Source organism: Glycomyces tarimensis (assembly GCF_054776215.1).
Map to the genome: position 1 here is coordinate 104,583 of NZ_BAAHCB010000019.1, position 25,755 is coordinate 130,337.

The window sequence follows — 25,755 nt, forward strand, 5'->3', positions numbered from 1 at the left end:
CTTCCGGTATACACCTATTCGCCCAGTGACGGCCTTGTCTCAGCCCCGCGGAGACGCTGGTGGAGCTCTTGGAGGGGCGTGACGGTGAGTTCACCCCTGGCAGCGGCCTCGATGCCCATGGTGGCGGCCCCGGCGCCCTGGATGGTGGTGACGCATGAGACATCGGCGACGACGGCGGCGGAGCGGATCTCCCAGCCGTCGGTGCGCGGGCCGGACGAGGCCGAGGGCGTGGTGATGACGAGGTCGACTTCGCCGTTCGCGATGAGGCTGACCGCGTCGTGCGCTTCGCCGCCGCGCACGCCGGAGTGACGGGCGACGGGGGTGAAGTCGATGCCGTGGCGCTTGAGGACCAGGCCGGTGCCCTTGGTGGCGTAGACGGTGAAGCCGAGGTCGACCAGACGCTTGACGGGGAAGACGATGGCGCGCTTGTCCCGGTCGGCGACGGAGACGAAGACCTTCCCGGTGGTGGGGAGCCTGCCGTAGACGGCGAGGGTGGCCTTGGCGAAGGCGAGGCCGAAGGAGCCGTTGATGCCCATGACTTCGCCGGTGGACTTCATCTCCGGGCCGAGGACCGCGTCGATGCCGGTGCCCTCAGTGGTGCGGAAGCGCTTGAAGGGCAGGACGACCTCTTTGACGCTGATGGGGGCGTCGGGCCCGGGGTGGGAGCCGTCGCCTTCGGGCAGCAGCATGCCTTCCTCGCGCAGCTGGGCGATGGTGGCGCCCATGGCGATGCGGGCGGCGGCCTTGGCGAGCGGGACGGCGGTGGCCTTGGAGACGAACGGGACGGTGCGCGAGGCGCGCGGGTTGGCCTCCAGGACGTACAGCTGCTCGTCTTTGAGGGCGTATTGGACGTTCATGAGGCCGCGCACGCCGATGCCGAAGGCGAGCTTGGCGGTGTAGTCGCGGATCTGCTCGATGACGGCCCCGCCGAGGGTGATCGGCGGGAGCGCGCAGGAGGAGTCTCCGGAGTGGACGCCGGCCTCCTCGATGTGCTCCATGATGCCGCCGAGGTAGAAGTCGTCGCCGTCGCAGAGGCAGTCGACGTCGATCTCGATGGCGTCGTCGAGGAAGCGGTCGACCAGGACGGGGTGCTCGGGGCTGGCCTCGGTGGCGCGGGAGATGTATCCGGCGAGCGTGTCCTCGTCGTACACGATCTCCATGCCGCGGCCGCCAAGGACGTAGGAGGGGCGCACGAGGACGGGGTAGCCGATCTGCTCGGCGACCGCCTTGGCCTCTTCGTAGGAGGTGGCGGTGCCGTTGGCGGGCGAGACGAGTCCTAGCTCGTCGAGCAGCCGCCCGAACTCGCCGCGGTGCTCGGCCGCGTTGATGGCGGACGGGGAGGTGCCGACGATCGGCAGGCCGGCCTCGGCGAGGCGCTCGGCGAGGCCGAGCGGGGTCTGGCCGCCGAGCTGGACGATGACGCCGACGACGCCGGGGCCGCCGGCGTCCTTGCCGGAGGTGTGCTCGGCGTGGTGGACCTCGGTGACGTCCTCGAAGGTGAGCGGCTCGAAGTAGAGCCGGTCGGCGGTGTCGTAGTCGGTGGAGACGGTCTCGGGGTTGCAGTTGACCATGATGGTCTCGTAGCCGGCCTCGCGCAGGGCTTGGACCGCGTGCACGCAGCTGTAATCGAACTCGATGCCCTGGCCGATCCGGTTGGGCCCGGAGCCGAGGATCATGACCTTCGGCCGGCCCGAGGGCGCGACTTCGGTCTCGTCCTCGTAGGTCGAGTAGTGGTAGGGGGTGTCGGCGGCGAATTCGGCGGCGCAGGTGTCGACGGTCTTGTAGACCGGGCGCAGGCCGAGGCGCAGGCGCAGGCGCCGCACGCCGTCCTCGCCGGCCAGTTCGGGGCGCAGGGCGGCGATCTGGGCGTCGGAGCATCCGGCGCGCTTGGCCTTCCACAGCAGGCCCTCGTCGATGACGGGGGCGGCCTCGATCTCGGCGCGGAGGTCGACGAGCTGGGCGATCTGGTCGAGGAACCACGGGTCGATCTTGCAGGCGGCGTGGACTTCGTCGACCGTGGCGCCGAGGCGGAGGGCCCGCTCGGCGGTATAGAGGGTCCCGTCGTGCGCTGTCCTGAGCGCTTCGAGCGTGGTCTCGAGGGTGGCGCCGTCGGGGTCGGGGCGGGTCCAGAAGCCGGCGGACTTGGTCTCGGTGGAGCGCAGGGCCTTCTGGAGGGCCTGCTGGAACGTCCGGCCGAGGCTCATGGCCTCGCCGACGGACTTCATGGTGGTCGTCAAGGTCGGGTCGGCGCCGGGGAACTTCTCGAAGGTGAAGCGCGGGATCTTGACGACGACGTAGTCGAGCGTGGGCTCGAACGCGGCCGGGGTGGCCTTGGTGATGTCGTTGGGGATCTCGTCGAGCGTGTAGCCGATGGCGAGTTTGGCGGCGATCTTGGCGATCGGGAAGCCGGTGGCCTTGGAGGCCAGCGCGGAGGAGCGCGAGACGCGCGGGTTCATCTCGATGACGATGATGCGCCCGTCGGCCGGGTCGATCGCGAACTGGATGTTGCAGCCGCCGGTGTCGACGCCGACCTCGCGCAGTACGGCGATGCCGACGTCGCGCATGTGCTGGTATTCGCGGTCGGTGAGGGTCATGGAGGGGGCGACGGTGACCGAGTCGCCGGTGTGGACGCCCATGGGGTCGATGTTCTCGATCGAGCAGACCACGACGACGTTGTCATCGTGGTCGCGCATGAGTTCGAGCTCGTATTCCTTCCAGCCGAGGACGCTCTCTTCGATGAGGACCTCGGTGGTGGGCGATTCGGCGAGGCCGTTGCCGGCGATGCGCTCGACGTCCTCCCAGGTGTGGGCCATGCCGGAGCCGAGGCCGCCCATGGTGAAGGAGGGGCGGATGACCACGGGCAGGCCGAGGTCGTCGACGGTCGCGCGGACTTCGTCCATGGTGCGGCAGACCGCGGAGCGCGGGACCTCGCCGCCGGCCTTGATGACGACGTCCTTGAACTGCTGGCGGTCCTCGCCGCGCTGGATGGCCTCCATGTCGGCGCCGATGAGCTCGACGCCGTACTTCTCGAGGATGCCGGCCTCGTCGAGGGCGACGGCGGCGTTGAGGGCGGTCTGGCCGCCGAGGGTCGGCAGCAGCGCGTCGGGCTTCTCGCGGGCGATGACCTGCTCGATGACCTCGGTGGTGATCGGCTCGACGTAGGTGGAGTCGGCGAACTCGGGGTCGGTCATGATGGTCGCGGGGTTGGAGTTGACCAGGGTGACCCTGATGCCCTCCTCGCGGAGCACGCGGCACGCCTGGGTGCCGGAGTAGTCGAATTCGCAGGCCTGGCCGATCTGGATGGGGCCGGACCCGATGACCAGAACGTGGTTGATGTCGTCGCGTTTAGGCATCGGCCCTCGCCCCTTCGCTGTTGTTCTTGTGCATGGTGTCGATGAGCGCGGTGAGGCGGTCGAACAGGTAGTCGGCGTCGTGGGGACCGCCGGCGGCCTCGGGGTGGTACTGGACGGAGTAGGCGGGGACGTCGAGGCAGGTGAGGCCCTCGACGACGTCGTCGTTGAGGCACACGTGGCTGACCTGGACGCGGCCGAACTCGGTCTCGAAGAACTCCCCCGACTCCGGCGGCGCCACGGCGAAGCCGTGGTTGTGCGAGGTGATCTCGACCTTGCGGGTGTGCCGGTCGAGGACCGGCTGGTTGATGCCGCGGTGGCCGTACTTGAGTTTGTAGGTGCCCAGGCCGAGGGCTCGGCCGAGGATCTGGTTGCCGAAGCAGATGCCGAACACCGGGACGCGCCGGCGCAGCAGCTGCCTGGTGATGTCGACCTGGACGTCCGCGGTGGCCGGGTCGCCCGGTCCGTTCGAGAGGAACACGGCGTCGGGGTTGCCCGCCAGGAGCGCTTCTACACCGGTGTTCGCGGGGAAGACGGTGGTGGTGATGCCGCGCCGGGCGAGGCTGCGCGGCGTGTTGCGCTTGATGCCGAGGTCCAGGGCGGCGACGGTGTACTTCGTCTCGCCGACGGCCTCGTACGTGTAGGGCTCGGCGGTGGTGACGGCGTCGACGAGGTTGGCGCCGGCCATCTCGGGCGCGGCCTTGACGCGGGCGAGGAGCTCGTCGGCGTCGGTCGAGCGCGAGGAGATGCCGACGCGCATGGCGCCGACCTCGCGGAGGTGGCGGGTGAGGGCGCGGGTGTCGACGCCGCAGATGCCGACGATGCCCTGGGCGGCGAGCTCGTCTTCGAGGCCGCGCCTGGAGCGCCAGTTGGAGGCGATGCGGGAGGGGTCGCGGACGACGTAGCCGGCGACCCAGATGCGGCGGGACTCCTCGTCCTCGTCGTTGACGCCGGTGTTGCCGATCTGCGGGGCGGTCTGGGCGACGATCTGGCCGTAGTAGGACGGGTCGGTGAGGGTCTCCTGGTAGCCGGTCATGCCGGTCGAGAAGACGGCTTCGCCGAAGGTCTCGCCTACCGAGCCGTAGGCTTCGCCGCGGAAGACGCGGCCGTCCTCGAGGACGAGGATCGCTGGTGCGCGGCTGCTCATGTGTTCTCCTCTGCGGTGTGTTCTGCCGGCTTGCCGTCGAGTACGGTGGCGCGTCCGCGCAGGAACGTCGCCTGGACGGTGACCGGGAGCTGCATCCCGGCGTAGGGCGTGTTCTGCGACAGGGACGCGAGTTCGGTGGGCACGACCGTCCAGGATTCGGACGGGTCGAGCAGGGTGAAGTTCGCTTCCCGGCCCGGCTCGGGATCGAGGCCGTGGGCGCTGAGGCCGGCGATGCGCGCCGGGGTGCGGGAGGTGCGCTCGGCGACGAGGTCCCAGTCGACGTCCGCTGGGCCGCCGAGGGCGGCGACGGTGATCGACAGGGCCGTCTCGAGCCCGAGCATGCCCGGCCGGGCGGCCGACCACTCGCAGTCCTTGTCCTGCGGGGCGTGCGGGGCGTGGTCGGTGGCGACGGCGTCGATGACGCCTTCGGCGAGCGCGGCCCGGAGGGCTTCGACGTCGGTGCCCGAGCGCAGCGGCGGGTTGACCTTGTAGACGGGGTCGTAGCTGTGGGCCGCCTCGTCGGTCAGCAGCAGGTGGTGGGGGCAGACCTCTGCGGTGACGGCCACCCCGCGGGCCTTGGCCTCGCGGATGATCTCGACCGAGCGGGCCGTCGAGACGTGGCAGAAGTGCAGGCGCGCGCCGACGTACTCGGCGAGGAGCACGTCGCGGGCGATGATGGCCTCCTCTGCGACGCTCGGCCAGCCGGGCAGGCCGAGCTCGGCGGAGACGGCTCCCTCGTTCATCTGCGCGCCCTCGGTCAGGCGCGGTTCCTCGGCGTGCTGGGCGATGAGTCCGTCGAAGGTCTTGACGTACTCCAGGGCGCGGCGCATCAGGCGCGGGTCCCACACGCAGTGGCCGTCGTCGGAGAACATGCGGACGTTCGCCGCCGAGTCGGCCATGGCGCCGATCTCGGCGAGGCGCTCGCCGCCGAGGCCGACCGAGACGGCGCCGATGGGCTGGACGTCGGCGTAGCCGGCGGCCCGGCCGAGCGCGGCGACCTGCTCGACGACCCCGGCCGTGTCGGCGACGGGGTAGGAGTTGGCCATGGCGCACACGGCGGTGTAGCCGCCCTTGGCGGCGGCCCGGGTGCCGGTCAGGACGGTCTCGGCGTCCTCGCGTCCGGGTTCTCTGAGGTGGGTGTGGAGGTCGACCAGGCCGGGCAGGAGCACCAGGCCGTCGGCGTCGACGATCTCGGCCCCGGCGGCGGTGGGCGTGCCGATCTCGGCGATGCGGCCGCCGGTGACGAGCACGTCGGCCCGGCCGGTGCCGATGATGTCGGCTCCCTTGATGAGGACCTTGCTCATGAGGCTCCGTTCGTCAGCAGGAGGTAGAGGACGGCCATGCGGACCCAGACGCCGTTGGCGACCTGCTCGGTGATGGTGGCGCGGGGCGAGTCGGCGACGCGCGCGGCGATCTCCATGCCGCGGTTCATCGGCCCCGGGTGCATGACGATGCCGTGCTTCGGCATGAGCGCCAGGCGGCGCTCGTCGAGGCCGTAGAGGCGCGCGTATTCGTGGGCGGTGGGGAAGAACGCGTCGTGCATGCGCTCGCGCTGGACGCGCAGCATCATGACCGCGTCGGCGTCGCGGAGGCTGGAGTCGAGGTCGTAGGAGACTTCGACGGGCCAGTCCTCGATGTCGGTGGGCAGCAGCGTGGGCGGGCCGACCAGTCGCACGCGCGCGCCCAGTTTCGACAGCAGCCAGATGTTGGAGCGGGCGACGCGGCTGTGGAGGATGTCGCCCACGATGGCGACGGTGCGGCCCTCGATGCCGCCGAGGCGGCCCCGCATCGTGTAGGCGTCGAGGAGGGCCTGCGTGGGGTGGGCGTGGGTGCCGTCACCGGCGTTGAGGACCGCGCCGTCGACCCACTGGGTGAGGTTCTGCGGCGCGCCGGAGGCGGGGTGGCGGATGACCACGGCCTCGGGGCCCATGGCCTGGAGGGTGAGCGCGGTGTCCTTGAGGCTCTCGCCCTTGTTGACGCTGGAGGTCTTCGCCGAGAAGTTCACGACGTCGGCGCTCAGGCGCTTGGCGGCGGTCTCGAAGGAGGTGCGCGTGCGGGTGGAGTCCTCGTAGAAGAGGTTGACCACGGTGCGCCCGCGCAGGGTCGGGAGCTTGGGCACCTCGCGGCCGGAGACGGCGTCGGCCATCTGGCCGGTGAGGTCGAGGATGAGCTCGGCCTCCTCGCGGGTGAGCTGCTTGGTTGTCAGGAGGTGCTTCATCGCTCCTCGCCTCCGGTGAGGATGACCGCGTCGGCCCCGTCGTACTCGGTGAGATGGACCGCGACGTTCTCGCTGCGGGAGGTGGGAATGTTCTTGCCGACGTAGTCGGCGCGGATGGGCAGCTCGCGGTGGCCGCGGTCGACCAGGATCGCGAGCTGGACCTGGGCGGGACGGCCGAGATCGTAGAGGGCGTTGAGGGCGGCGCGGACGGTGCGCCCGGAGTACAGCACGTCGTCGACGAGGACGATCCGCTGATCGTCCACTCCGGACGGCGGCAGGTCGGTGGGCCCGAGCGGGCGCAGCGCCCTGCGACGCAGGTCGTCCCGGTAGAGCGTGATGTCGAGGGTGCCGGCGGGGACCTCGATGTCGGCGAAACGGCGGATGCGGTCGGCCAGGCGGCCGGCGAGCGCGACGCCGCGGGTGGGGATGCCCAGGAGCATCGTGTCGGGGGCGCCCTTGGTCTTCTCGAGGATCTGGTGGGCGATGCGGTCGAGGATCCGGCTGATGTCGTCAGCGGCGAGGATCTGTTTGCCTTCTGCGGGCCTGTCCGGATCTCCGGACGGCGCACGGCGGGCAGGGTGAGCCACGCGAACCTCCTTCTCCGCCTCACTGGACGGTCTGTTAAAGAACGGTTTCGTCGCGGGTCATCTTACGTCGCCCGTAACGGAGCGTGAAGGCAGACCGGAGCCAGACGGCACCGAAAATCGACCACTTGACCGATATAGTACGGTTTGGAAGGCTGTTATCAGGCCCTCACGCGACGAAGAACACTAGTTTTGGGGACCCCACCGGCCGATGGTCACCGACTGTAGTCAACAATAGGATTCCTCTCGTACCGAAAACTTGGAGTTGATCCCAACATGGCGACATCTGACTACGCCAAGGCGCTCGGCAACCGGCTGCGTGACATCCGCATGCAGCAGGGGCTGTCGTTGCAAGGCGTCGAGGACAAGTCCGGCGGCAAGTGGAAGGCCGTCGTCATCGGTTCCTACGAGCGGGGCGACCGGTCCATCACCGTCAGCCGCCTCGCCGAGCTGGCCGACTTCTACCGCATCCCCGTCTCGGAGCTGCTGCCGGAGGGCGTGCCGCTCCCGATCGAGCAGCCCGAGAAGATCGTCCTCAACCTCGAGGCGCTCTACGACCACCCCGACGCCGAGCTCGAGCACGTCGCCAGGCTGGCGCGCTCGATCCAGCAGCGGCGCGGCGACTACAACGGTCGGATCCTCTCGATCCGCGCCGACGACCTCTACACCCTCGCGGTCATCTACTCGACCACGCCCTCGGGCCTGATCGAGAAGCTCGAAGACTTCGGCGTCCTGGTGCACGATCTCCAGGCCTTCTTCGCGGCGGACGAATAGGCCGCACGAGCTCACGACGACGGACCGAGCCGCAAAGTCCGATCCCCTGCGGCCGGGCACGTCCCAGAGGCGCTCGGTGAGCGCTGACCGATACGACACGGCCGGGTCGCCCAGCGGGCGCCCCGGCCGTCGTGTTCGCTCGTCAGTCCGCGTCGCGCTCGGGCTCGCCGGCCTGGGGCCGGACCGCCTTCGTGTGGGCGGCCTTGTCGAGGACGGCGTTGATGAAGCCCGGGTCGTCGGACGAGCCGATCTGCTCGGCGACGCGCAGCGCCTCCTTGATGGCGACCGGCGCGTCCACGTCCTCGGCGAAGCGGATCTCGTACAGCCCCACCCGCAGCACGTTCCGGTCGACCGCGGGCATCCGCGAGACGGCCCAGCCGGAGGCGGACTCGGTGAGCGCGTCGTCGATCTCGGCGATGTGCTCGGCCACGCCGCGCACCAGCTCGTCGGCGTAGGCCGGCAGCCGGGGCGCCTCGGGGTCGTCGGCGGCGCGCTTCGCGCGCTCCTCGAGCACGGTCTCGACCGGCTCGTCGCGGCTCTCGGCCTCATAGAGGATCTCGACGGCGCGCATCCGCCACTTCGTCCGCGCGGTGAGCGGACCGGGCTGGGTCTTCTTGTTGCTCACTGCCTATGCCCGCGAGAGGTATTTGCCGTCGCGGGTGTCGACCTTGATCTTCTCGCCGTTCTCGATGAACAGCGGCACGTTGACCTGCGCGCCGGTCTCGACGGTGGCGGGCTTGGTGCCGCCGGAGGAGCGGTCGCCCTGGAGGCCGGGCTCGGTGTAGGTGATGGTGAGCTCGACGGCGGCCGGAAGCTCCACGTAGAGGGCCTTGCCCTCGTGCATCGCGACGGTGGCGTCGGAGTTCTCGAGGAGGAACTTCCAGGCGTCGCCGACCAGGCCCGGGCCCAGCGGGTACTGGTCGTAGGTCTCCATGTCCATGAACACGAAGTCCTCGCCCTCCTTGTAGAGGTACTGCATGGTGCGCCGGTCGACGGTCGCGGTCTCGACCTTGGTGCCGGCGTTGAAGGTCTTGTCGACGATCTTGCCCGACGGGATCTGCTTCAACGTCGTGCGCACGAACGCCGGGCCTTTACCGGGCTTGACGTGCTGGAATTCCTGGACCTGCCAGAGCTGGCCCTCCAGGTTGAGCACCAGGCCGTTCTTGAGGTCGTTCGTGGTTGCCACGGGCGTTCGTCTCTTTCGATAGAGGGTTTGAGCGGACCGACCGTCAATGGTAGCGACCGACCTGGACGGATCACGGCTCAGGCCACACCCGATGTGGTCGCCGGCGCAACGCGGCGGCCGGAGCCGACGATGCCGGCTCCGGCCGCCGCGGATTCGGTCTTTGGACGGGCGGAGCGTTCGGTCAGGCGAACAGCCGCTCGACGCTGTCGACCTGAAAGGCTCTGGTAGCCCAATACTGGAGTTGTTCGAGATCGGTGCAGCTGGTGATGCGTTCGCGGTCGGCGTCATCGAGCGCGATACCGCGCTGCTCGAGAATCAACAGCAGCATTTCGGCGATGCCTTTGGCTTCGCCCTTAGCTTCACCTCGGGCCTCACCTCGGGCCTCGATCGCATCGTAGATGAACGCACCTCGCGCGGACGTGTCCGCCATGGTCAGAGCCTCCAGTCGCTCGAATGCCTTCCTCGAGAATGCCGCCCGGGCAATTCGAGTGTACTTGACGTGCTGGTCTTCGGGGAGCTGCGACAGGGCCGCGTACAGGGCCCTGATCACGACTTCGGCCTGGTCCCCGTCCCCGTGGGCCATGCCCGACAGCATGCCCATCTGCTCCACCCCCCGAATCTCCTCGGGGTCGGTGATGATCGGTATGTTCCCGGGATCGATCACGAAGGGCGCGAGCGTGAATGCCAGGTGCCCCGTCTCGATCGGGGCCTGAGCCCACTTCGCGGTCCGCTCGTTCGGACAGATGACCACCAACGCCACCGGGCAGCGAAGCCGGGTCCTGATGGAGATCAGGTAGTCGGGCCAGACGTAGTACTTGTCGTCGTCCGGCTTGCGCTGCATCTCGAAAACGAGCGCGAATACGGGCTTTCCTCCTTCATAGAAGACCTCGACCCCGTCGCAGTCCTCCTTCGCGGGCCGGTCGAGCCGGGTGATGGCTTCCGAGCCAGGATGGATTTCCGTGTAAGGCGGCAGCCGCTGACCGAGGACGTCGCAATACAGCTCAGCGCCGAACTTCGGGTTGTCCTGCAACAACCTCAGTGGCATCTCGTGTTCGTATGTGACCACGGAATCACAATAGGTACCAGTGGTCCCGAATCCCTCGCGTGACACTGTCGGCTTCGCGACAGCCGTACGATGCCGTTCGGCCCGCTAGGCCGCGGCGATGTGGTGCAGGGCCGCGACGTATCCGCGCAGGCCCAAGCCCACGATGACGCCCTCGGCGTGCGCCGAGACGTAGGAGTGGTGCCGGAACGGCTCGCGCTTGTGGACGTTCGAGATGTGGACCTCGATCAGCGGCGCGGCGAGCTGCGCGCAGGCGTCGCCGAGCGCCACCGAGGTGTGCGTCCAGGCGGCGCCGTTGAGCACCACCGGGATCGACTCGTCGGCGGCCTCGTGGAGCCACTCGATGAGTTCGCCCTCGTGGTTGCTCTGGCGCACCTCGACCTCCAGGCCGAGCTGCTCGCCGGTGGCGACGCACAACTCGACGAGATCGGCGTAGGTCTCCGAACCGTAGATGAGCGGCTCTCTACTGCCGAGGCGGTTCAGGTTGGGGCCGTTGAGCACGTAGGTCTTCACGCGGTCAGCCTCTCATACGCCTCGCGCTGCTGGGCGGCCGTGACGTCGTCGACGACGACGGCCTTCCCGAGCTCCTCGAGCAGAACGAACCGCTGCCTCGTGCCCACGTTCTTCTTGTCGATCTTCATGACCGAGCTGATCTCGTCCCAGCGGCCCGACTCGTACGTCGTCGGCAGGCCGAGCGATGCGAGGACCGCCTTGGTGCGGTCGACCAGGTCGATGCGGCCGGTGATCGCCCCCAGGTGGGCGGCGTAGACCATGCCGACGGCGACGGCGTCGCCGTGCCGCCAGCGGTAGTGCTCGAGCTTCTCGATGGCGTGCCCGAAGGTGTGCCCGTAGTTGAGGATCGCCCGCAGGCCGCCCTCCTTGAGGTCGGAGCCGACGACGTCGGCCTTGACCGCGATCGCGCGTTCGACCAGCTCGGCGACCACCGGGCCGGCCGCGTCGAGGGCCGCCTCGGGGTCGGCCTCGACCAGGTCGAGGATCACCGGGTCGGCGATGAAGCCGGCCTTGACCACTTCGGCCAGTCCGGCCGCGAGGTCGCGCCTGGGGAGCGTCGCGAAATTGTCGAGGTCGACCAGGACCGCGCGCGGGGGGTGAAAGGCGCCGACGAGGTTCTTGCCGGCGGCGGTGTTCACGCCGGTCTTCCCGCCCACGGCGGCGTCGACCGCACCGAGCAGCGAGGTGGGGACGTGGACGATCGCGACGCCGCGCAGCCAGCAGGCCGCGACGAAGCCGGCAAGGTCGGTGACCGCTCCCCCGCCGACGCCGACGACCATGTCGGTGCGTGTGAAGCCCTCGGCCCCGAGGGCCTCCCAGCACTGCTCGGCCACGGCGACGGACTTGCCGTCCTCGGCGTCGGGGACCTCCATGAGGACCGCCCGGGAGCCCTCGGGCACGAGCGAGGCGACCCGTCCGGCGAGCTCCGCGGTGTTGGCGGTGTGGACGACGGCGACGCGCGCGGCCCGGTCCAGGAACTCGGGCAGGCGCGCGGCCGTGCCGCGTCCGATGAGGACCGGGTAGGGGCTCTCGGCGTCGTTCACGGTGACGGTGCGGGTGCCGAGCTTCACGGCGATCTCCTCGACCAGGTCGGCGATGTCGCGGCTCGTCGTGTCGATCTCGATGTCGGCGACCTCGCGGTACAGCGGCATGCGCTCGTCCATGAGCCGGCGCATCGTGGCGCGCGGATTCACCGCCAGCAGCGGACGCCCGCGGTCGATCTCGGTGCGTTTGACGGCCTCGGCGAGCTCGACGCGCAGGTGCACGACGGTCACGTCCGCGAGGAGTTCGCGGGTGGCCTCGGCCATGACCGCTCCGCCGCCGAGCGCGAGGACGCCGTCGTGCTCGGCGACGGCGCGGCGCACCGCTTCGCGTTCGAGCGCGCGGAAGTGCTCCTCGCCCTCGTCGATGAAGATGTCCGGGATCGGCTTGCCGGCTTCGGCGGCGATGTCGGCGTCGGTGTCGCGGAAGACCGCGCCGAGCCGCTCGGCCAGCGCGGTGCCGACGGTGGTCTTGCCCGATCCGGGCGGACCGACGATGACGACCAGGCCCATCGCTACCTCACCCGCAGGTGTTCGATGTAGGAGTCCAGATTGCGGCGGGCCTCGCCGACCGAGTCGCCGCCGAACTTCTCGAGGGCGGCCTCGGCGACGACGTAGGCGACCATCGCCTCGGCGACGACGCCGCCGGCGGGGACGGCGCACACGTCGGAGCGCTGGTTGATGGCCTCGGCGGCCTCGCCGGTGGCGGTGTCGATGGTGCGCAGCGGGCGGGTCAGCGACGAGATGGGCTTGAGCATCGCCGAGACGCGCACGGGCTGGCCGGTGGTGATGCCGCCTTCGAGGCCGCCGGCGCGGTCGGTGAGGCGTTCGACGCCTTCGGCGCCGGGGACGATCTCGTCGTGGGCGGCGGAGCCGCGCACGGCGGCCTGCATGAGGCCGTCCCCGATCTCGACGGCCTTGACCGACTGGATCGACATGAGCGCGGTGGCGAGGCGGGCGTCGAGCTTGCGGTCCCACTGGACGTGGGAGCCGAGCCCGGGAGGGACGTGGTAGGCGAGGACCTCCACGATGCCGCCGAGGGTGTCGGCGTCCTTCTTGGCGGCGTCGACCTCGGCGACCATGCGGGCCGAGGCGTCGGGGTCGAGGCACCGCATCGGGTCGGCGTCGACGGCCTCGGCGTCGGCCGGGGTGGGGACGGTGCCGTCCTTGACGCGGACGTGCCCGAGGGCCTTGACGTGGGAGACGATGTCGATGCCGAAGGCCTGCTTGAGGAACGCCTTGGCGGCGGTGCCGCCGGCGACGCGCGCGGCGGTCTCGCGGGCGGAGGCGCGCTCGAGGATCGGGCGGGCGTCCTCGTGGTCGTACTTCTGCATGCCGGCGAGGTCGGCGTGGCCGGGCCTGGGGCGGGTGAGCGGGGCGTTGCGGGCGAGCCCCGCGAGCTCGTCCTCGTCGACGGGGTCGGCGGCCATGACCTGCTCCCACTTGGGCCACTCGGTGTTGCCGACCTTGATGGCAACCGGCGACCCGAGGGTGCGGCCGTGGCGCACGCCGCCGATGAAGGAGACCTCGTCGGCCTCGAACTTCATGCGCGCGCCGCGGCCGTAACCGAGCCGGCGGCGGGCGAGTTCGGCGGCCACGGCGCCGGTGGTGAGCTCGACGCCCGCGGGCAGGCCGTCGAGCGTGACCACGAGCTCGGGTCCGTGTGATTCTCCAGCTGTCATCCATCGCAACACGCTGTCAAGTCTGCCATTGGCACGGATGTGATCCGGCACGTGGCGGGACGCGTGTCCCAAACGGTGGATCGGCTCCTCGGCGGTCCGGCGGATCGCCTTGACTCAGGCGTAGAAGTCGGGGCGCTCGGGCAGGCCGGTCGGGACGATCCGGCCGGAGCGGAGCGCCCCGACGGCCGCGCCGGTGACGACGGCGGCCGCGTAGCCGTCCCAGGCGGAGGGCCCCGTCGGCTCCTGTCCGGCGGCGACCGCGTCGGCCCATTCCTGGATCTCGACGTCGAAGGCGTCGGTGAACCGGTCCTGGAAGTCCTGGACGACCGCGTAGCCGGCGGTCCCGGAGCTGCGGACGGCGACGCGGGCGGGGTCGGGCAGGCGCACGGTCCCGGTCTCGCCGACGATCTCGCACTGGATGTCGTAGCCGTACTGGCAGTTGACGAAGACCTCGACGTCCACTCGTGCGCCCGAGGCGGTCTCGAACAGCATGATCTGCGGATCCTGGAGGTGCTCGTAGCGCTTGCTCGTCTTGCGCGGGGCGAGGACCTGCGCCGAGACGAACTCGTCGTCGAGCAGCCAGCGCAGCACGTCCACCTCGTGCACGGCGGTGTCCTGCGCGGCCATCTCCGTGTGGTAGGCCTCGCGGGAGCTCGGGTTGCGATGGACGCAGTGGGCCATGAGCGGCACGCCGATCCGGCCGGAGTCGATGAGGCGTTTCATCTCCCGGTAGCCGGCGTCGTAGCGGCGCATGAAGCCGACCTGGACGAGGCGGCGCCCGAAGGCCCGCTCGGCCTCCATGATGCGCGGCCCGTCCTCGGCGACCGTGATGAGCGGCTTCTCGCAGAAGACCGGCTTGCCGGCCGCGATGCAGGCGAGCACCTGCTCGGCGTGGACGGGGCCCCAAGAGGTCACCACGACGGCGTCCACGGCCGGGTCGTCGATGAGCTGCTCGGCCGAGTCGATCACCTTGGCCCCCGCGAGCGCCGCCACTTCGGCGGCCCGCTCGAGGTCGATGTCGGAGACGGCCGCGACCCGCGCGCCGGAGACCTGGTGCGTCAGGCGGCGCACGTGCTCCTCGCCGATCCAGCCGGTCCCGATGACGCCGATGCCGATGGTCATGTCGCTGTCCTTCTTCCCTGGTCCGGTGCTCAGGCTCGCTGGCGGCGGGCGCCGAGGCCGCAGCCGTTGAGGTATTCGCGGGTCCGTACCGCGATCGGGTACGGCACGTCGGGCTCGCAGGGGTACAGGTCCTGCTCGACGATGACGAACAGTTCGGCGTCGAGCGTCGCGAGCTCGGCGACGATGTCGGCCGGGTTCGGCACGCCGGCGGGCGGTTCGACGCACACCCCGCGTTTGACGGCCTCGCCGAAGCCGAGGCCCTCGTCGTTCACCTGCCGGAGCACCTCGGGGTCCATCTGTTTGATGTGGACGTAGCCGATGCGTTCGGCGTAGCGGCGGATGAGGTCGAGGTTGTCGCCCCCACCGTAGGCGACGTGTCCGGTGTCGAGGCACAGCGACACGTAGTCGGCGTCGGTGCCGTCGAGAAAGGTCTCGATCTGCGGCTGGGTCATGATCTGGGAGTCGGCGTGCGGGTGGACCGCGATGGTGACGCCGTGCTCCTCGTACATCCGCTTCCCGACGCGGTTGGCCGTGGCATGCACGGTCTTCCACTGCTCGGCGTCGAAGTCGACGACGTCGGAGACCGCGTCGGTCTTCTCGTCGCGGTACAGCGGCGGGATGAACACGACGTGCTCGGCGCCCTGGGAGGCGGTGAGCGCGGCGACCTTGTCGACGGTCGCGATCATCCGGTCGAACAGTTCGGGGCGGTGGAGCGATCCGAAGACGGTGCCGCCGGAGACCTTGAGGCCGCGCCGGCCGAGCTCGTCGGCCAGGACGTCGGGATCGGTCGGCAGGTAGCCGTAGGGGCCGAGTTCCAGCCATGCGTAGCCCGCCTCGGCCAGTTCGTCGAGGAAGCGCTCGTACGGCAGCTGGTATTCGTCCTCGGGGAACCACACGCCCCACGAGTCGGGCGCGGATCCGAGGCGGAGCTCGGGTGCTGGGTTCGTCGGCATTGGCGGTCTCCTGTCGCTTCAGCTGGAGGTCGGGAAGTTCAGTCGGGCCGCTCGGGCCTCGGTGTGCCTGGGCCAGCGCGCGGTGACGACCTTGGCGCGCGTGTAGAACCGCACCCCTTCGGAGCCGTGGATGTGGCTGGAGCCGAACAGGGAGTCCTTCCAGCCGCCGAAGGAGTAGTGCGCCGTCGGCACGGGGATCGGCACGTTGACGCCGATCATGCCGACGTCGACGCCGCGTTCGAAGGTGCGGACCGCGCCGCCGTCGAAGGTGAAGATCGCGGCGCCGTTGCCGTACGGGCCCGCGTTGACCAGGTCGATCGCCGCTTCGAGGGTGTCGGCGCGGACGACGGCGAGGACGGGGCCGAAGACCTCCTCGGCGTAGACGTCCATATCGGGGGTGACGTGGTCGAGGACGGTGGGGCCGACGAAGAAGCCGTCCTCGTGGCCGGGGACGGTGAGCCCGCGGCCGTCGACGACGGGCGTCGCGCCCTGGGCTATGCCCGAGTCGATGGAGCGGGTGATGCGGTCGCAGGCGGCGCGGGTGACGACGGGGCCCATCTCGGCCTCGGGGTCGCTCGCCGGTCCGACCTTGATCGCTTCGGCCTTGGTGCTCAGGAGGTCGACGAGCTCGTCGGCGGCGTCGCCGACGGCGACCGCGACGGACACGGCCATGCACCGCTGGCCGGCCGAGCCGAACGCGGCGGCGGTGAGCTGGTCCGCGGCCCGGTCCATGTCGGCGTCGGGCATGACGACGGCGTGGTTCTTGGCACCGCCGAGGGCTTGGACCCGTTTGCCGTTCGCGGTGGCGCGCTCGTGGAGGTACCGGGCGATCGGTGTGGAGCCGACGAAGGAGACCGCGGCGACATCGTCGTGGTCGAGCAGCGCGTCGACGGCCTCCTTGTCGCCGTTGACGACGTTGAACACGCCGTCGGGGAGCCCGGCGTCGGCGTACAGCTCGGCGATGAACCGGCTGGCCGAAGGGTCGCGTTCGGAGGGCTTGAGCACGAAGGTGTTGCCGGTGGCGATCGCGATGGGGTGCATCCACATGGGGACCATGACCGGGAAGTTGAACGGGGTGATCCCGGCGCACACGCCGAGCGGTTCGCGGAAGTCGTAGGAGTCGACCCCGCCTGAGACGTCCTTGGAATGTCCGCCCTTGAGCGCGGAAGCGATGCCGCAGGCGTACTCGATGACTTCGCGGCCGCGGACGATCTCGCCGCGGGCGTCGTCGACGACTTTGCCGTGCTCGGCGGCGACGATCCTCGCCAGTTCGAGCTCGTGGCGTTCGACGAGGTCGCGCAGCCGGAACATGACGCGGCTGCGCACCGCCAGCGACTGCTCGCGCCAGGAGTCGAAGGCGGCTTCGGCGGCGGCGACGGCGGTGTCCACGTCGGACCGGGAGGCCAGGCGCACGCTCGCCTGCCGCTCCCCCGTGGCGGGGTTCCACACGGGAGCGAGGCGTTCCGACGCGCCGGCGGTGGCCTTGCCGTCGATCCAGTGGTCGATGGTCGTTGACATCGGTGTGCTCCTAGAGGTAGTGGCGCTGGCCGCGTTTGCCGGACTCGTAGGCCTCGCGGGCCGCGCGGGTGGAATCGAGCGTCGCGGTCTCGGCGACGGGCACGTCCCACCAGGCGCTCTGGGGCAGGCCCGGCGAGTGCAGGTCGGTCTCGACGTGCACGACGGTGGTGCGGTCGGCGGCCTTGGCCCGTTCAATCGCGTCCTTGAATTCGGCCACGGTCCTCGCCGAGAGGACGTGGGCGCCGAGGCTGGCGGCGTTGGCGGCCAGGTCGACGGGCAGGACGTCGCCGTCGAGGCGTCCGGACTGGGGGTCGCGGTAGCGGTACTCGGTGCCGAAGCGCCTGCTGCCGAGCGATTCGGACAGCGCGCCGATGGAGGCGAAGCCGTGGTTCTGGACGATGACGACGATGATCTTGAGGTGCTCGGCGATCGCGGTGGTGATCTCGGAGGACAGCATGAGGTACGAGCCGTCGCCGACCAGGACGACGATTTCGCGGCCGGGATCGGCGAGTTTGCAGCCGATGCCGGCGGCGACCTCGTATCCCATGCAGGAGTAGCCGTATTCGACGTGGTACTGCTTGGGGTCGCTTGAGCGCCACATCATCTGGAGGTCGCCGGGCATGGAGCCGGCGGCGTTGATCACGACGTCTCGTTCGCCCATGGCGTCGTTGAGGGCGCCGAGGATCTCGGTCTGTGCGGGCAGGGGCTCGCGCCTCTGCGCGTTCGCGGCTCCGCGGGCTTCGCCGTGGGGATGTCGGGCGCGTTCGACGACGGTCTGCCAGTCGGCGGCCAGGTTCGAAGCCCGCCGCGTCCAGGCGGGGTCGGCCCGCCAGTCCGCGAGTCCGTCGCCGAGCGCCTCGATACCGGTGCGGGCGTCGGCGACGAGGGTCGCGGCCGCGTGCTTGGCCGCGTCCATCGGGGCGACGTTGAGGTTGACGAAGGCGACGTCGGGGTCGCCGAAGACGGTGTGGGAGGCGGTGGTGAAGTCCGTGTATCGGGTGCCGACGCCGATCACGACGTCGGCGTCGCGCGCGAGCTCGTTGGCGGCCCGCGAGCCGGTGGACCCGAGTGCGCCGACGGCCTGCGGGTGGTCCCAGGGGACCGAGCCGCGGCCGGCGTGGGTCTCGGCGACGGGGACGCCGTGGGCGGCGGCGAAGGCGCGCAGCCGCTCGGTGGCGTGCGAGTAGACGACGCCGCCTCCGGCGACGATGAGCGGTCTGCGGGCCGAGCGGATCGCTCCTATCGCGGCGTCGAGTTCGGCCGGATCGGGGGCGGGGCGGCGGATACGCCAGGTGCGGCGGCGGAAGAAGTCGACCGGCCAGTCCCATGCTTCGGCCTGCACGTCCTGCGGCAGGGCGATGACGACCGCGCCGGTCTCGACCGGGTCGGTGAGCACGCGCATGGCGGCCAGCGCCGACGGGAGGAGCTGCTCGGGGCGCGAGATCCGGTCGAAGAACTTGGAGACGGGGCGGAAGGCGTCGTTGACGGACACGTCGAGCGCTCGGGGGTCCTCGATCTGCTGGAGGACCGGGTCGGGTGCGCGGTTGGCGAAGATGTCACCGGGTAGCAGCAGGACCGGCAGCCGGTTGACGGTGGCCAGCGCGGCGCCGGTGACCATGTTGGTCGAGCCGGGGCCGATGGAGGCGGTGCAGGCGTACGTGGCGAGCCGGTCGCTGAGCTTGGCGTAGGCGCTGGAGGCGTGGACCATCGCCTGCTCGTTGCGGGCGAGGAGGTACGGCATGTCGACGCCGTCCTCGTCGGCCTGGAGGAGCGCCTGTCCGAGCCCTGCGACGTTGCCGTGGCCGAAGATGCCGAACGTGCCGGCGATGAGCCGCCGCGTCTCGCCGTCGCGCTCGGTCCACTGCTCGGCCAGGAATCGGACCAGGGCCTGGGCGACGGTCAGTCGGATGGTCTCAGCGGGCATCGGCGTCCTCTTCGTTCTCTCGGGTCGAGGTGAGCGGGAGCCGCGGGTCGATCGACTGCGCGTCCCAGGTGGAGCGGATCCAGGCGTGGGCGGGGTCGTCGCTGATGAGCCAGGCGCGCTGCTCGCCCGGTCCGGCCATGACGTTGAGGTAGTAGAGGTGGTAGCCGGGGGCGGCGGCGCTGGGGCCGTGCCAGCCGTGCGGGATGAGGACGACGTCGCCGCTGGTGACGGCCTCGGAGACCTCGATCGGCCGTGATGCGGTCCCGTAGACGCGTTGCCAGGCGAGGCCGTTGCCGGCGACCTCGAAGTAGTAGAGCTCCTCGAGTTCGGCCTCCCCGTCTCGGGCCTCGTCGTGCTTGTGGGGCGGGTAGGACGACCAGTTGGAGGAGGGGGTGAGCACCTCGCAGACGATGAGCTTGTCGGCCTCGAAGCTCTCGGGGGTGCAGCAGTTGTTGACCTGTCGCGAGGCTTGGCCCGCGCCGCGCAGTTCGACGGGCACGTCCTCGGCCGGGCCGTAGCGGGCGGTCAGGCGGCGATCGCACCGCGCCGAGGGCAGGGCGAACCGGCCTCCGCGCTCGCTGACGACGGTGGCGGTGGCGTCCCTGGGGAGGTAGACGAAGTCGCTCACACGGGTGAAGACGCCCCTGCGGCCCCGCACTTCGAAGGTGCGGCCGTCGCATTCGACGGTGCAGCCGCCTTCGAGGGGCAGCACGAGGGTCTCGGCGTCTCCGGTGTCGAGGGTGTGGCGTTCGCCGGGGCTCAGGCGCAGGACCTTCAGGCCCGAGTAGGCCCATCCGGCGGTCTGGGGAGTCACGACCGTCTCGTAGGGACCGGCGGCGGTCGACCCGGCGGGCAGGTAGTGCTTCGAGTTCACAGGAGGTTCACCACCGCTTCGATCGCTCCGGCGACGTCGCCGTCGGCCGGGTACAGCAGGGACCTGCCGACGGTCAGGCCGACCACATTGGGCAGTTCGAGCGAGGCCGCCCAGCGTTCGCGCTGGGTATCGAGGTCGGTGACCTCGCCGCCGAGGACGACCATCGGCAGCGTGGAGGCGGCCGCGACGCGCGCCATGTCGGGCGTGGCCGGCACCTTGAGCCAGGTGTAGGCGGAATTCGCCCCGAGGCCCGAGGCGATCGCGACCGAGGTGACGACGGCCTCGGTGGACAGGTCGTTGACGAGTTCGCCGTCGACGAGCGCTGAGAGGAACGGTTCGACCATCGCGATCAGGCCGCGTTCGGCGAGGGCGTCGACCGCTTTCGCCGTGTGCTCCAGGACCGTCGGGGTGGCGGGGTCGTCGAGCGCGATGCGGGTGAGCGTCTTGCCGCCGTCGAAGCCCATGCGCTCGATCGCGGCGGCGCTCATGCCGGTGAAGCGGTCGTCGATCTCGAACGCGGCCCCGGCGAGGCCGCCCCGGTTCATCGATCCGAGGACGACCTTGCCTTCCAGGGCGCCGAGCAGCAGCAGGTCCTGGAGGATGTCGGCCGTGGCGAGCACCCCGTTGCAGCCGGGGTGCTCCAGGGCGATGCGGAGCCGGTCGAGCAGGTCGCCGCGGTCGGCCATCGCCATCGGGTCGCCGCCGGTCCCGAGGGCGCCGCGCGCCGGGTGGTCGGCGGCGATGACGAAGCAGCGGCCGGAAGGCCCTACCGGGCCGTCGGCCCGCTTGCGCGAGGCCGCGGCCTCGGCGATCGCCTCGGGCCGGTGCAGGCGCGTCTGGGCGAGCATGGTCAGTTCCTCAGCGTGCACCGGTGGCCTCCCGCAGCTTGGCTTCGACCTCGGCCTCGTCGGGCATGGCCGAGGAGCAGGCGAGGCGGCCGGCGACGATGGCGCCGGCGGCGTTGGCGCGGGCGATGACGAGTTCGGCGCTCAATCCGGACAGCAGCCCGTCGATCAGGGCGCCGCCGAACGCGTCTCCGGCGCCGAGGCCGTTGACGACGTCGACCGGCGCGGGCGGCAGTTCGACCTCGCCCGAGTCGTCGACGGCGAGGACGCCTTCGGGCCCCTGCTTGACGACGGCGAGCCGGACGCCTTTGTCCCGCAGGCGCTTCGCGGCCTCGCGGGGATCGCGCACGCCGACGGCGACCTCGACCTCGTCGCGGTTGCCGACGGCGACGTCCGCGAAGCCGAGCGCCCGGTCGATCCACCGGCGGGCCTCGCCGGGGCTGTCCCAGAACATCGGGCGCCAGTCCAGGTCGAGGACGGTGTGGCGGCAGGGGCGGGCGGCCTCGAGGGCGGCGAGGGTGGCGGTGCGGCTGGGCTCGGCGCACAGTCCGGTGACGGTGGCCCAGAAGACCTCGGCCGCGCCGATGGCGTCGGTGTCGAGCTCGCCGGCCTCGATATTGAGGTCGGGGGCCTTGGGGAAGCGGTAGAAGTACAGCGGGAAGTCGTCCGGGGGGAAGACCTCGCAGAACGTCAGCGGCGTCGGCATCTCGGCGTCGGTGCCCACGAAGCGGTCGTCCACGCCGAAGCCGGCGAGCGCGGACCGGACGTAGGCGCCGAAGGGATCGTCGCCGACCTTGGTCACGACCGCCGAGCGCCGGCCGTACCTGGCGGCGGCCACCGCGACGTTGGTGGGCGAGCCGCCCAGGTACTTGTTGAACGCCGTCACCTCCGGGAGGCGGATGCCGGTCTGCGCCGGGTAGAGGTCGACCCCCACGCGTCCCATGGTGATCACGTCGAACGGCGGGTCACCGTGGACGGCCTGCGGCTGCGGAGCCAACATCGCCTCCCCATGAATTTCGGATGAACAAGACATATGCATAGTAGACAGGCATATGTGGATTCACTTCGTTATAGAGCGCGCTACTAGAGCGCGCTAGTGGGGTTAGAATGACACGGACCACGGACCTCAGTCAAGGATTCGGTACTAAAAATCTCAATATGTTTGCATCGGAAGGATGACGGCGCCATGACCCCCCTGGACCCCCTGAACCAACCCGACCGCGCCCCGGCACAGCGGTCGCGGAAGCCGACCATGGCCGACGTGGCCGCCCGCGTCGGCGTGTCCCGCGCGCTCGTCTCCCTCGTCTTCCGCGGGCAGCCCGGCGCGAGCCCCGAGACGCGCGAACGGGTCTTCGAGGCCGCCGCCGAGCTCGGCTACCGCCCGGACATCGCCGCGCGACTGCTCGCGCGCGGACGCAGCAAGGTCCTCGGCATCCTCTTCACCCCGCGCAACCCCTACCACGTCGACCTGGTCGAGGCGATCCATCCCGCGGCCGAGGAGCTCGGCTACGACCTGGTGCTGAGCGCCGCGGTGCCGACTCGCGACGAGCACAAGGCCATCGAGGCCCTCATCGGGCACCGCAGCGAGGCGCTGCTGCTGTGCGGACCGATCATCCCCGACCCGGACATCGAGGAGATCGGCCGGCGCATCCCCACCGTCATCGTCGGCCGCCACCTCAAGGACCTCCCCGTCGACGTCGTGACCTCCTACGATCGGCCCGGCGCCCGCGAGGTCGTCGACTACCTCGTCGACCTGGGCCACCGCGACATCGTCCACGTCGACGGCGGCTCGCGCCCCGGCGGGCCCGAGCGCCGCCGCGCCTACCGCGACGCGATGCGCGCGCACGGACTGGCCGACCACATCCGCGTCATCCCCGGCAACCACACCGAGGAGGCCGGCGGCGACGCCGCCCGCGCGATGCTCGCCGGGGACCGGGCGCTGCCCACGGCCGTGTTCGCCTCGAACGACCAGTGCGCCATCGGTCTGCTCGACGTCTTCACCCGCGCCGGAGTCAAGATCCCCGAGCGGGTCTCGATCGTCGGCTACGACGACAGCCACATCGCCGGACTCAGCCACATCGACCTGACCACCGTCCGCCAGGACGTTCCGAGGCTCGCCCACCTGGCGGTCCAGGCGGCCGACGAGCAGCTCCGCGGCGTCCGCGAGGCCGGTGCCTATCTCAAACTGGAGTCGAAGCTGCTCATTCGCGGCACCAGTGGTCCGCCCGCCTCGCGATGAACCCCTATTGACATCCATACGTTTCAATGCCAGGATGTGCGTGGTATCGCTCCCAAGTCTCTGAAGGGGACACCATGCCATTCCTACCCGCCCGAAGACCACGCCGCGCACTGCTCGCGTCCGCGACCGTCGGGGCCCTGGCACTCTCGACCATCGCCGTCACCACCGCCTATGCACAAGACGAAGAGCCGACCGATCTGCTCGTCAACGGCGACTTCTCCGCCGGCACCGACGGCTGGTGGTCCACCGCCAACCTCACCGGCGCGGTCGCCGACGGCGAATGGTGCCTCGACGTGCCGGGAGGCACGTCGAACCCGTGGGACGCCATCATCGGCCAGAACGACCTGCCGCTGGCCGCCGGCGAGTCCTACGAGCTCAACTTCACCGCGCGCGCCTCGGCCCCGGTGAGCGTCCGCGCGCTCGTGCAGCGCGATGTCGACCCGTGGCCGACCGCCCTGGAGGAGTTCCCGCTCCTCGACGTCGAGGCCCAGCAGTACAGTTACTCCTTCACCGCCAATGAGGACTGGACGGACGCGCAGCTGGCGTTCCAGATCGGCCGCCACGCCGACCCGTGGCAACTCTGCCTCTCGGAGGTCTCCTTGCTCACCGGAGCCGAACCACCGACCTACGATCCCGACACCGGTCCGCGCGTGCGCGTCAACCAGGTCGGCTACCTGCCGGACGGACCCAAGCGCGCCACCGTGGTCGCCGACGCCGCCGAGCCGCTGCCCTGGGAACTCCACGACGCCGAAGGCGCGGTCGTCGCCGGCGGTGAGACGACGGTCCACGGGGCCGACGCCACCTCCGGGCAGTCGGTCCACACCATCGACTTCTCGGACGTGACGGGCGCCGGCGAGGGCTTCACGCTCACCGCCGACGGCGAGACGTCCTATCCGTTCGGCATCGGTGCCGACGCCTACGGCCAGATGGCCGTCGACGCCATGTCGTTCTACTACCCGCAGCGCTCGGGCATCGCCATCGACGACGCGATCGCACCGGGATACGGCCGCGAGGCCGGGCACGTCGGTGTCGCGCCGAACCAGGGCGACCTGGACGTCCCCTGCTACCCGGGCACCTGCGACTACTCCCTGGACGTGTCCGGCGGCTGGTACGACGCCGGCGACCACGGCAAGTACGTGGTCAACGGCGGCATCTCGGTCGCCCAGCTCATGGCGATCTACGAGCGGGCCCTCCACTCCCCCACCGGCGAACCGGCTCGCCTGGCCGACGGAAGCCTGCGCATCCCCGAGCACGGCGACGGCGTCCCCGACGTCCTCGACGAGGCCCGCTGGGAGATGGAGTTCCTGATGAGCATGCAGGTTCCCGCCGGCGAGGAGCTCGCCGGGATGGCGCACCACAAGATGAGCGACGAGAGCTGGACCGGCCTGCCGCTGATGCCGGCGGACGACCCGCAGCCGCGCTACCTGGGCCCGCCTTCGACGGCGGCGACGTTGAACCTGGCCGCCACAGCGGCCCAGTGCGCCAGGCTCTTCGCGCCCTATGACGCGGACTTCGCCTCGCAGTGCCTGGACGCCGCCGAGACCGCTTGGGACGCTGCCGTGGCGAACCCGGACATGCTCGCGCAGGAAGGCATCCCGGCCGGGAGCGGCGGGTACGGCGACAGCGTGCTCGAAGACGAGTTCTACTGGGCCGCGGCCGAGCTCTACATCACCACCGGCGAACAGGCCTACGCCGACCAGGTCCTGGCATCGGAGCTGCACGAGGGGGACGTGTTCGACTATCCGATCTCATGGCCCCAGGTCGCCGGCCTCGCCAAGATCGACCTGGCGCTGGTTCCGAACGACCTGCCCGGCCGCGACGCGGTCGCCGACCAGGTCGTCGCCGCCGCCGAGGCCTACCTGGCCAAGCAGGCCTCGAACCCCTGGGACCTCACCTACGGGGAGGACGGCAACTTCGACTGGGGCTCGAACAGCCTCGTGCTCAACGCGCTCACCGTCGTCGGCACCGCCTACGACCTCACCGGGGAGCAGCGCTTCCGCGACGGGGTGCTGGCCGGCTTCGACTACATCCTGGGCCGCAACGCGCTCAACAACTCCTATGTGACCGGTTACGGGACGCACTTCTCGCAGAACCAGCACAGCCGCTGGTACGCCAACCAGCTCGACCCGAACCTGCCGAACCCGCCGGACGGCACCCTCGCCGGAGGCCCGAACACGGTGACCTCTACATGGGACCCGGTGGCGCAGCGGTGGCTCACCGACTGCGAACCGCAGTGGTGCTACATCGACGACATCGGCTCGTGGGCGACCAACGAGTTGACGATCAACTGGAACGCGCCGCTCGCGTGGATCGCGAACTTCGCCGCCGAGCGGACGGCGACGTCGGCGGCCCGCTCGTGCCAGGTGGAGTACCAGATCAACGGCTCGTGGACGGACGGCTTCAACGCACAGGTCGTGGTGACCAACACCGGCGACGAGCCGCTGAGTGACCTGACGGTGCGGTGGGCGCTGCCCACCGGGCAGTCGATCGAGCGCCACTGGAGCGCCGAGGTGGCCAAGGAGGGCCATGTGGTGACGGCGACGAACCTCGGCGGGGGCTTCCCGCTCCAGCCGGGCGGGGAGTACTCCTTCGGTTTCATCGGCGGCAAGGACGCCCGGACGGCCGTGGCGCCGTCATCGGTGATCTGCATCGCCGGATGAGGTGACGGCGGCCCGCACCGCCGATTGAGCGGTGACGGGAAACGGGGGGCGGCCCAGGCTTGG

The 25,755-nt window shown here is 70.5% G+C and carries 21 protein-coding genes; 3 read left to right on the forward strand and 18 right to left on the reverse strand.

Going from position 1 to position 25,755, the window contains the following annotated elements; translation table 11 throughout:
* Positions 1 to 14: 14 nt before the first annotated feature.
* Genes carB through pyrR form a run of 5 tightly spaced genes read right to left on the reverse strand, consistent with a single transcriptional unit; the run spans position 15 to position 7,302 of the window.
* The gene (gene carB / locus ACYVK3_RS14535; protein WP_460498042.1) at positions 15 to 3,353 is read right to left on the reverse strand and encodes a carbamoyl phosphate synthase large subunit; all 3,339 of its coding nucleotides are present in this window, start codon (positions 3,351 to 3,353) and stop codon (positions 15 to 17) included.
* Positions 3,346 to 4,497, reverse strand: a complete 1,152-nt coding sequence (gene carA, locus ACYVK3_RS14540) for a carbamoyl-phosphate synthase small subunit (protein ID WP_460498043.1) — start codon at positions 4,495 to 4,497, stop codon at positions 3,346 to 3,348. Before carA ends, carB begins: the two co-directional genes overlap by 8 nt.
* The gene (locus ACYVK3_RS14545) at positions 4,494 to 5,801 is read right to left on the reverse strand and encodes a dihydroorotase (RefSeq protein WP_460498044.1); all 1,308 of its coding nucleotides are present in this window, start codon (positions 5,799 to 5,801) and stop codon (positions 4,494 to 4,496) included. Before ACYVK3_RS14545 ends, carA begins: the two co-directional genes overlap by 4 nt.
* On the reverse strand, positions 5,798 to 6,715 hold the full coding sequence (locus ACYVK3_RS14550) for an aspartate/ornithine carbamoyltransferase family protein (protein ID WP_460498045.1): 918 nt from the start codon (positions 6,713 to 6,715) through the stop codon (positions 5,798 to 5,800). Before ACYVK3_RS14550 ends, ACYVK3_RS14545 begins: the two co-directional genes overlap by 4 nt.
* Positions 6,712 to 7,302, reverse strand: coding sequence for a bifunctional pyr operon transcriptional regulator/uracil phosphoribosyltransferase PyrR (gene pyrR, locus ACYVK3_RS14555; RefSeq protein ID WP_460498047.1), 591 nt, complete (start codon positions 7,300 to 7,302; stop codon positions 6,712 to 6,714). The genes ACYVK3_RS14550 and pyrR overlap by 4 nt, the downstream gene beginning before the upstream one ends.
* A gap of 273 nt (positions 7,303 to 7,575) precedes the next feature.
* Between pyrR and ACYVK3_RS14560 the strand changes: the two genes are divergently transcribed.
* Positions 7,576 to 8,073 (forward strand): transcriptional regulator, encoded by a 498-nt coding sequence (locus tag ACYVK3_RS14560; protein ID WP_460498048.1) that lies wholly within the window; start codon positions 7,576 to 7,578, stop codon positions 8,071 to 8,073.
* A gap of 142 nt (positions 8,074 to 8,215) precedes the next feature.
* Here ACYVK3_RS14560 and nusB read toward each other — a convergent pair whose 3' ends face one another.
* From nusB to iolC, 13 genes are all read right to left on the reverse strand, one after another.
* Complete coding sequence (nusB, locus tag ACYVK3_RS14565) at positions 8,216 to 8,698, reverse strand: transcription antitermination protein NusB (RefSeq protein WP_460498049.1); 483 nt, start codon at positions 8,696 to 8,698, stop codon at positions 8,216 to 8,218.
* Between the two features lie 3 nt (positions 8,699 to 8,701).
* On the reverse strand, positions 8,702 to 9,259 hold the full coding sequence (efp, locus tag ACYVK3_RS14570) for an elongation factor P (protein ID WP_460498050.1): 558 nt from the start codon (positions 9,257 to 9,259) through the stop codon (positions 8,702 to 8,704).
* A 181-nt stretch (positions 9,260 to 9,440) separates the two neighbouring features.
* On the reverse strand, positions 9,441 to 10,325 hold the full coding sequence (locus tag ACYVK3_RS14575; RefSeq protein WP_460498051.1) for a hypothetical protein: 885 nt from the start codon (positions 10,323 to 10,325) through the stop codon (positions 9,441 to 9,443).
* A gap of 84 nt (positions 10,326 to 10,409) precedes the next feature.
* Positions 10,410 to 10,835, reverse strand: coding sequence for a type II 3-dehydroquinate dehydratase (gene aroQ, locus ACYVK3_RS14580; protein WP_460498052.1), 426 nt, complete (start codon positions 10,833 to 10,835; stop codon positions 10,410 to 10,412).
* Positions 10,832 to 12,388, reverse strand: coding sequence for a 3-dehydroquinate synthase (gene aroB / locus ACYVK3_RS14585; RefSeq protein ID WP_460498053.1), 1,557 nt, complete (start codon positions 12,386 to 12,388; stop codon positions 10,832 to 10,834). Before aroB ends, aroQ begins: the two co-directional genes overlap by 4 nt.
* Positions 12,389 to 12,390: 2 nt before the next feature.
* Positions 12,391 to 13,569 (reverse strand): chorismate synthase, encoded by a 1,179-nt coding sequence (aroC, locus tag ACYVK3_RS14590; RefSeq protein ID WP_460498054.1) that lies wholly within the window; start codon positions 13,567 to 13,569, stop codon positions 12,391 to 12,393.
* Positions 13,570 to 13,671: 102 nt separating this feature from the next.
* Entirely contained in the window at positions 13,672 to 14,679 is a 1,008-nt protein-coding gene (locus ACYVK3_RS14595) for a Gfo/Idh/MocA family oxidoreductase (RefSeq protein WP_460498055.1), read from the reverse strand.
* A gap of 29 nt (positions 14,680 to 14,708) precedes the next feature.
* Entirely contained in the window at positions 14,709 to 15,632 is a 924-nt protein-coding gene (locus tag ACYVK3_RS14600; RefSeq protein WP_460498056.1) for an IolE/MocC family protein, read from the reverse strand.
* A gap of 18 nt (positions 15,633 to 15,650) precedes the next feature.
* On the reverse strand, positions 15,651 to 17,150 hold the full coding sequence (locus ACYVK3_RS14605) for a CoA-acylating methylmalonate-semialdehyde dehydrogenase (RefSeq protein WP_460498057.1): 1,500 nt from the start codon (positions 17,148 to 17,150) through the stop codon (positions 15,651 to 15,653).
* A gap of 10 nt (positions 17,151 to 17,160) precedes the next feature.
* Entirely contained in the window at positions 17,161 to 19,074 is a 1,914-nt protein-coding gene (gene iolD / locus ACYVK3_RS14610; RefSeq protein WP_460498058.1) for a 3D-(3,5/4)-trihydroxycyclohexane-1,2-dione acylhydrolase (decyclizing), read from the reverse strand.
* Positions 19,064 to 19,948, reverse strand: a complete 885-nt coding sequence (gene iolB / locus ACYVK3_RS14615) for a 5-deoxy-glucuronate isomerase (RefSeq protein ID WP_460498060.1) — start codon at positions 19,946 to 19,948, stop codon at positions 19,064 to 19,066. Before iolB ends, iolD begins: the two co-directional genes overlap by 11 nt.
* Positions 19,945 to 20,796 carry a Cgl0159 family (beta/alpha)8-fold protein gene (locus ACYVK3_RS14620; RefSeq protein WP_460498080.1) on the reverse strand — a complete coding sequence of 284 codons (852 nt, stop codon included), beginning with the start codon at positions 20,794 to 20,796 and terminating at the stop codon, positions 19,945 to 19,947. Before ACYVK3_RS14620 ends, iolB begins: the two co-directional genes overlap by 4 nt.
* 10 nt (positions 20,797 to 20,806) lie before the next feature.
* Positions 20,807 to 21,793, reverse strand: a complete 987-nt coding sequence (gene iolC, locus ACYVK3_RS14625; protein ID WP_460498061.1) for a 5-dehydro-2-deoxygluconokinase — start codon at positions 21,791 to 21,793, stop codon at positions 20,807 to 20,809.
* A gap of 186 nt (positions 21,794 to 21,979) precedes the next feature.
* Between iolC and ACYVK3_RS14630 the strand changes: the two genes are divergently transcribed.
* Positions 21,980 to 23,032 carry a LacI family DNA-binding transcriptional regulator gene (locus tag ACYVK3_RS14630; RefSeq protein WP_460498062.1) on the forward strand — a complete coding sequence of 351 codons (1,053 nt, stop codon included), beginning with the start codon at positions 21,980 to 21,982 and terminating at the stop codon, positions 23,030 to 23,032.
* 74 nt (positions 23,033 to 23,106) lie between these two features.
* Positions 23,107 to 25,692: a glycoside hydrolase family 9 protein gene (locus tag ACYVK3_RS14635; protein WP_460498063.1), complete on the forward strand. Its 2,586-nt coding sequence runs from the start codon at positions 23,107 to 23,109 to the stop codon at positions 25,690 to 25,692.
* The last annotated feature ends 63 nt before the right edge of the window (positions 25,693 to 25,755 follow it).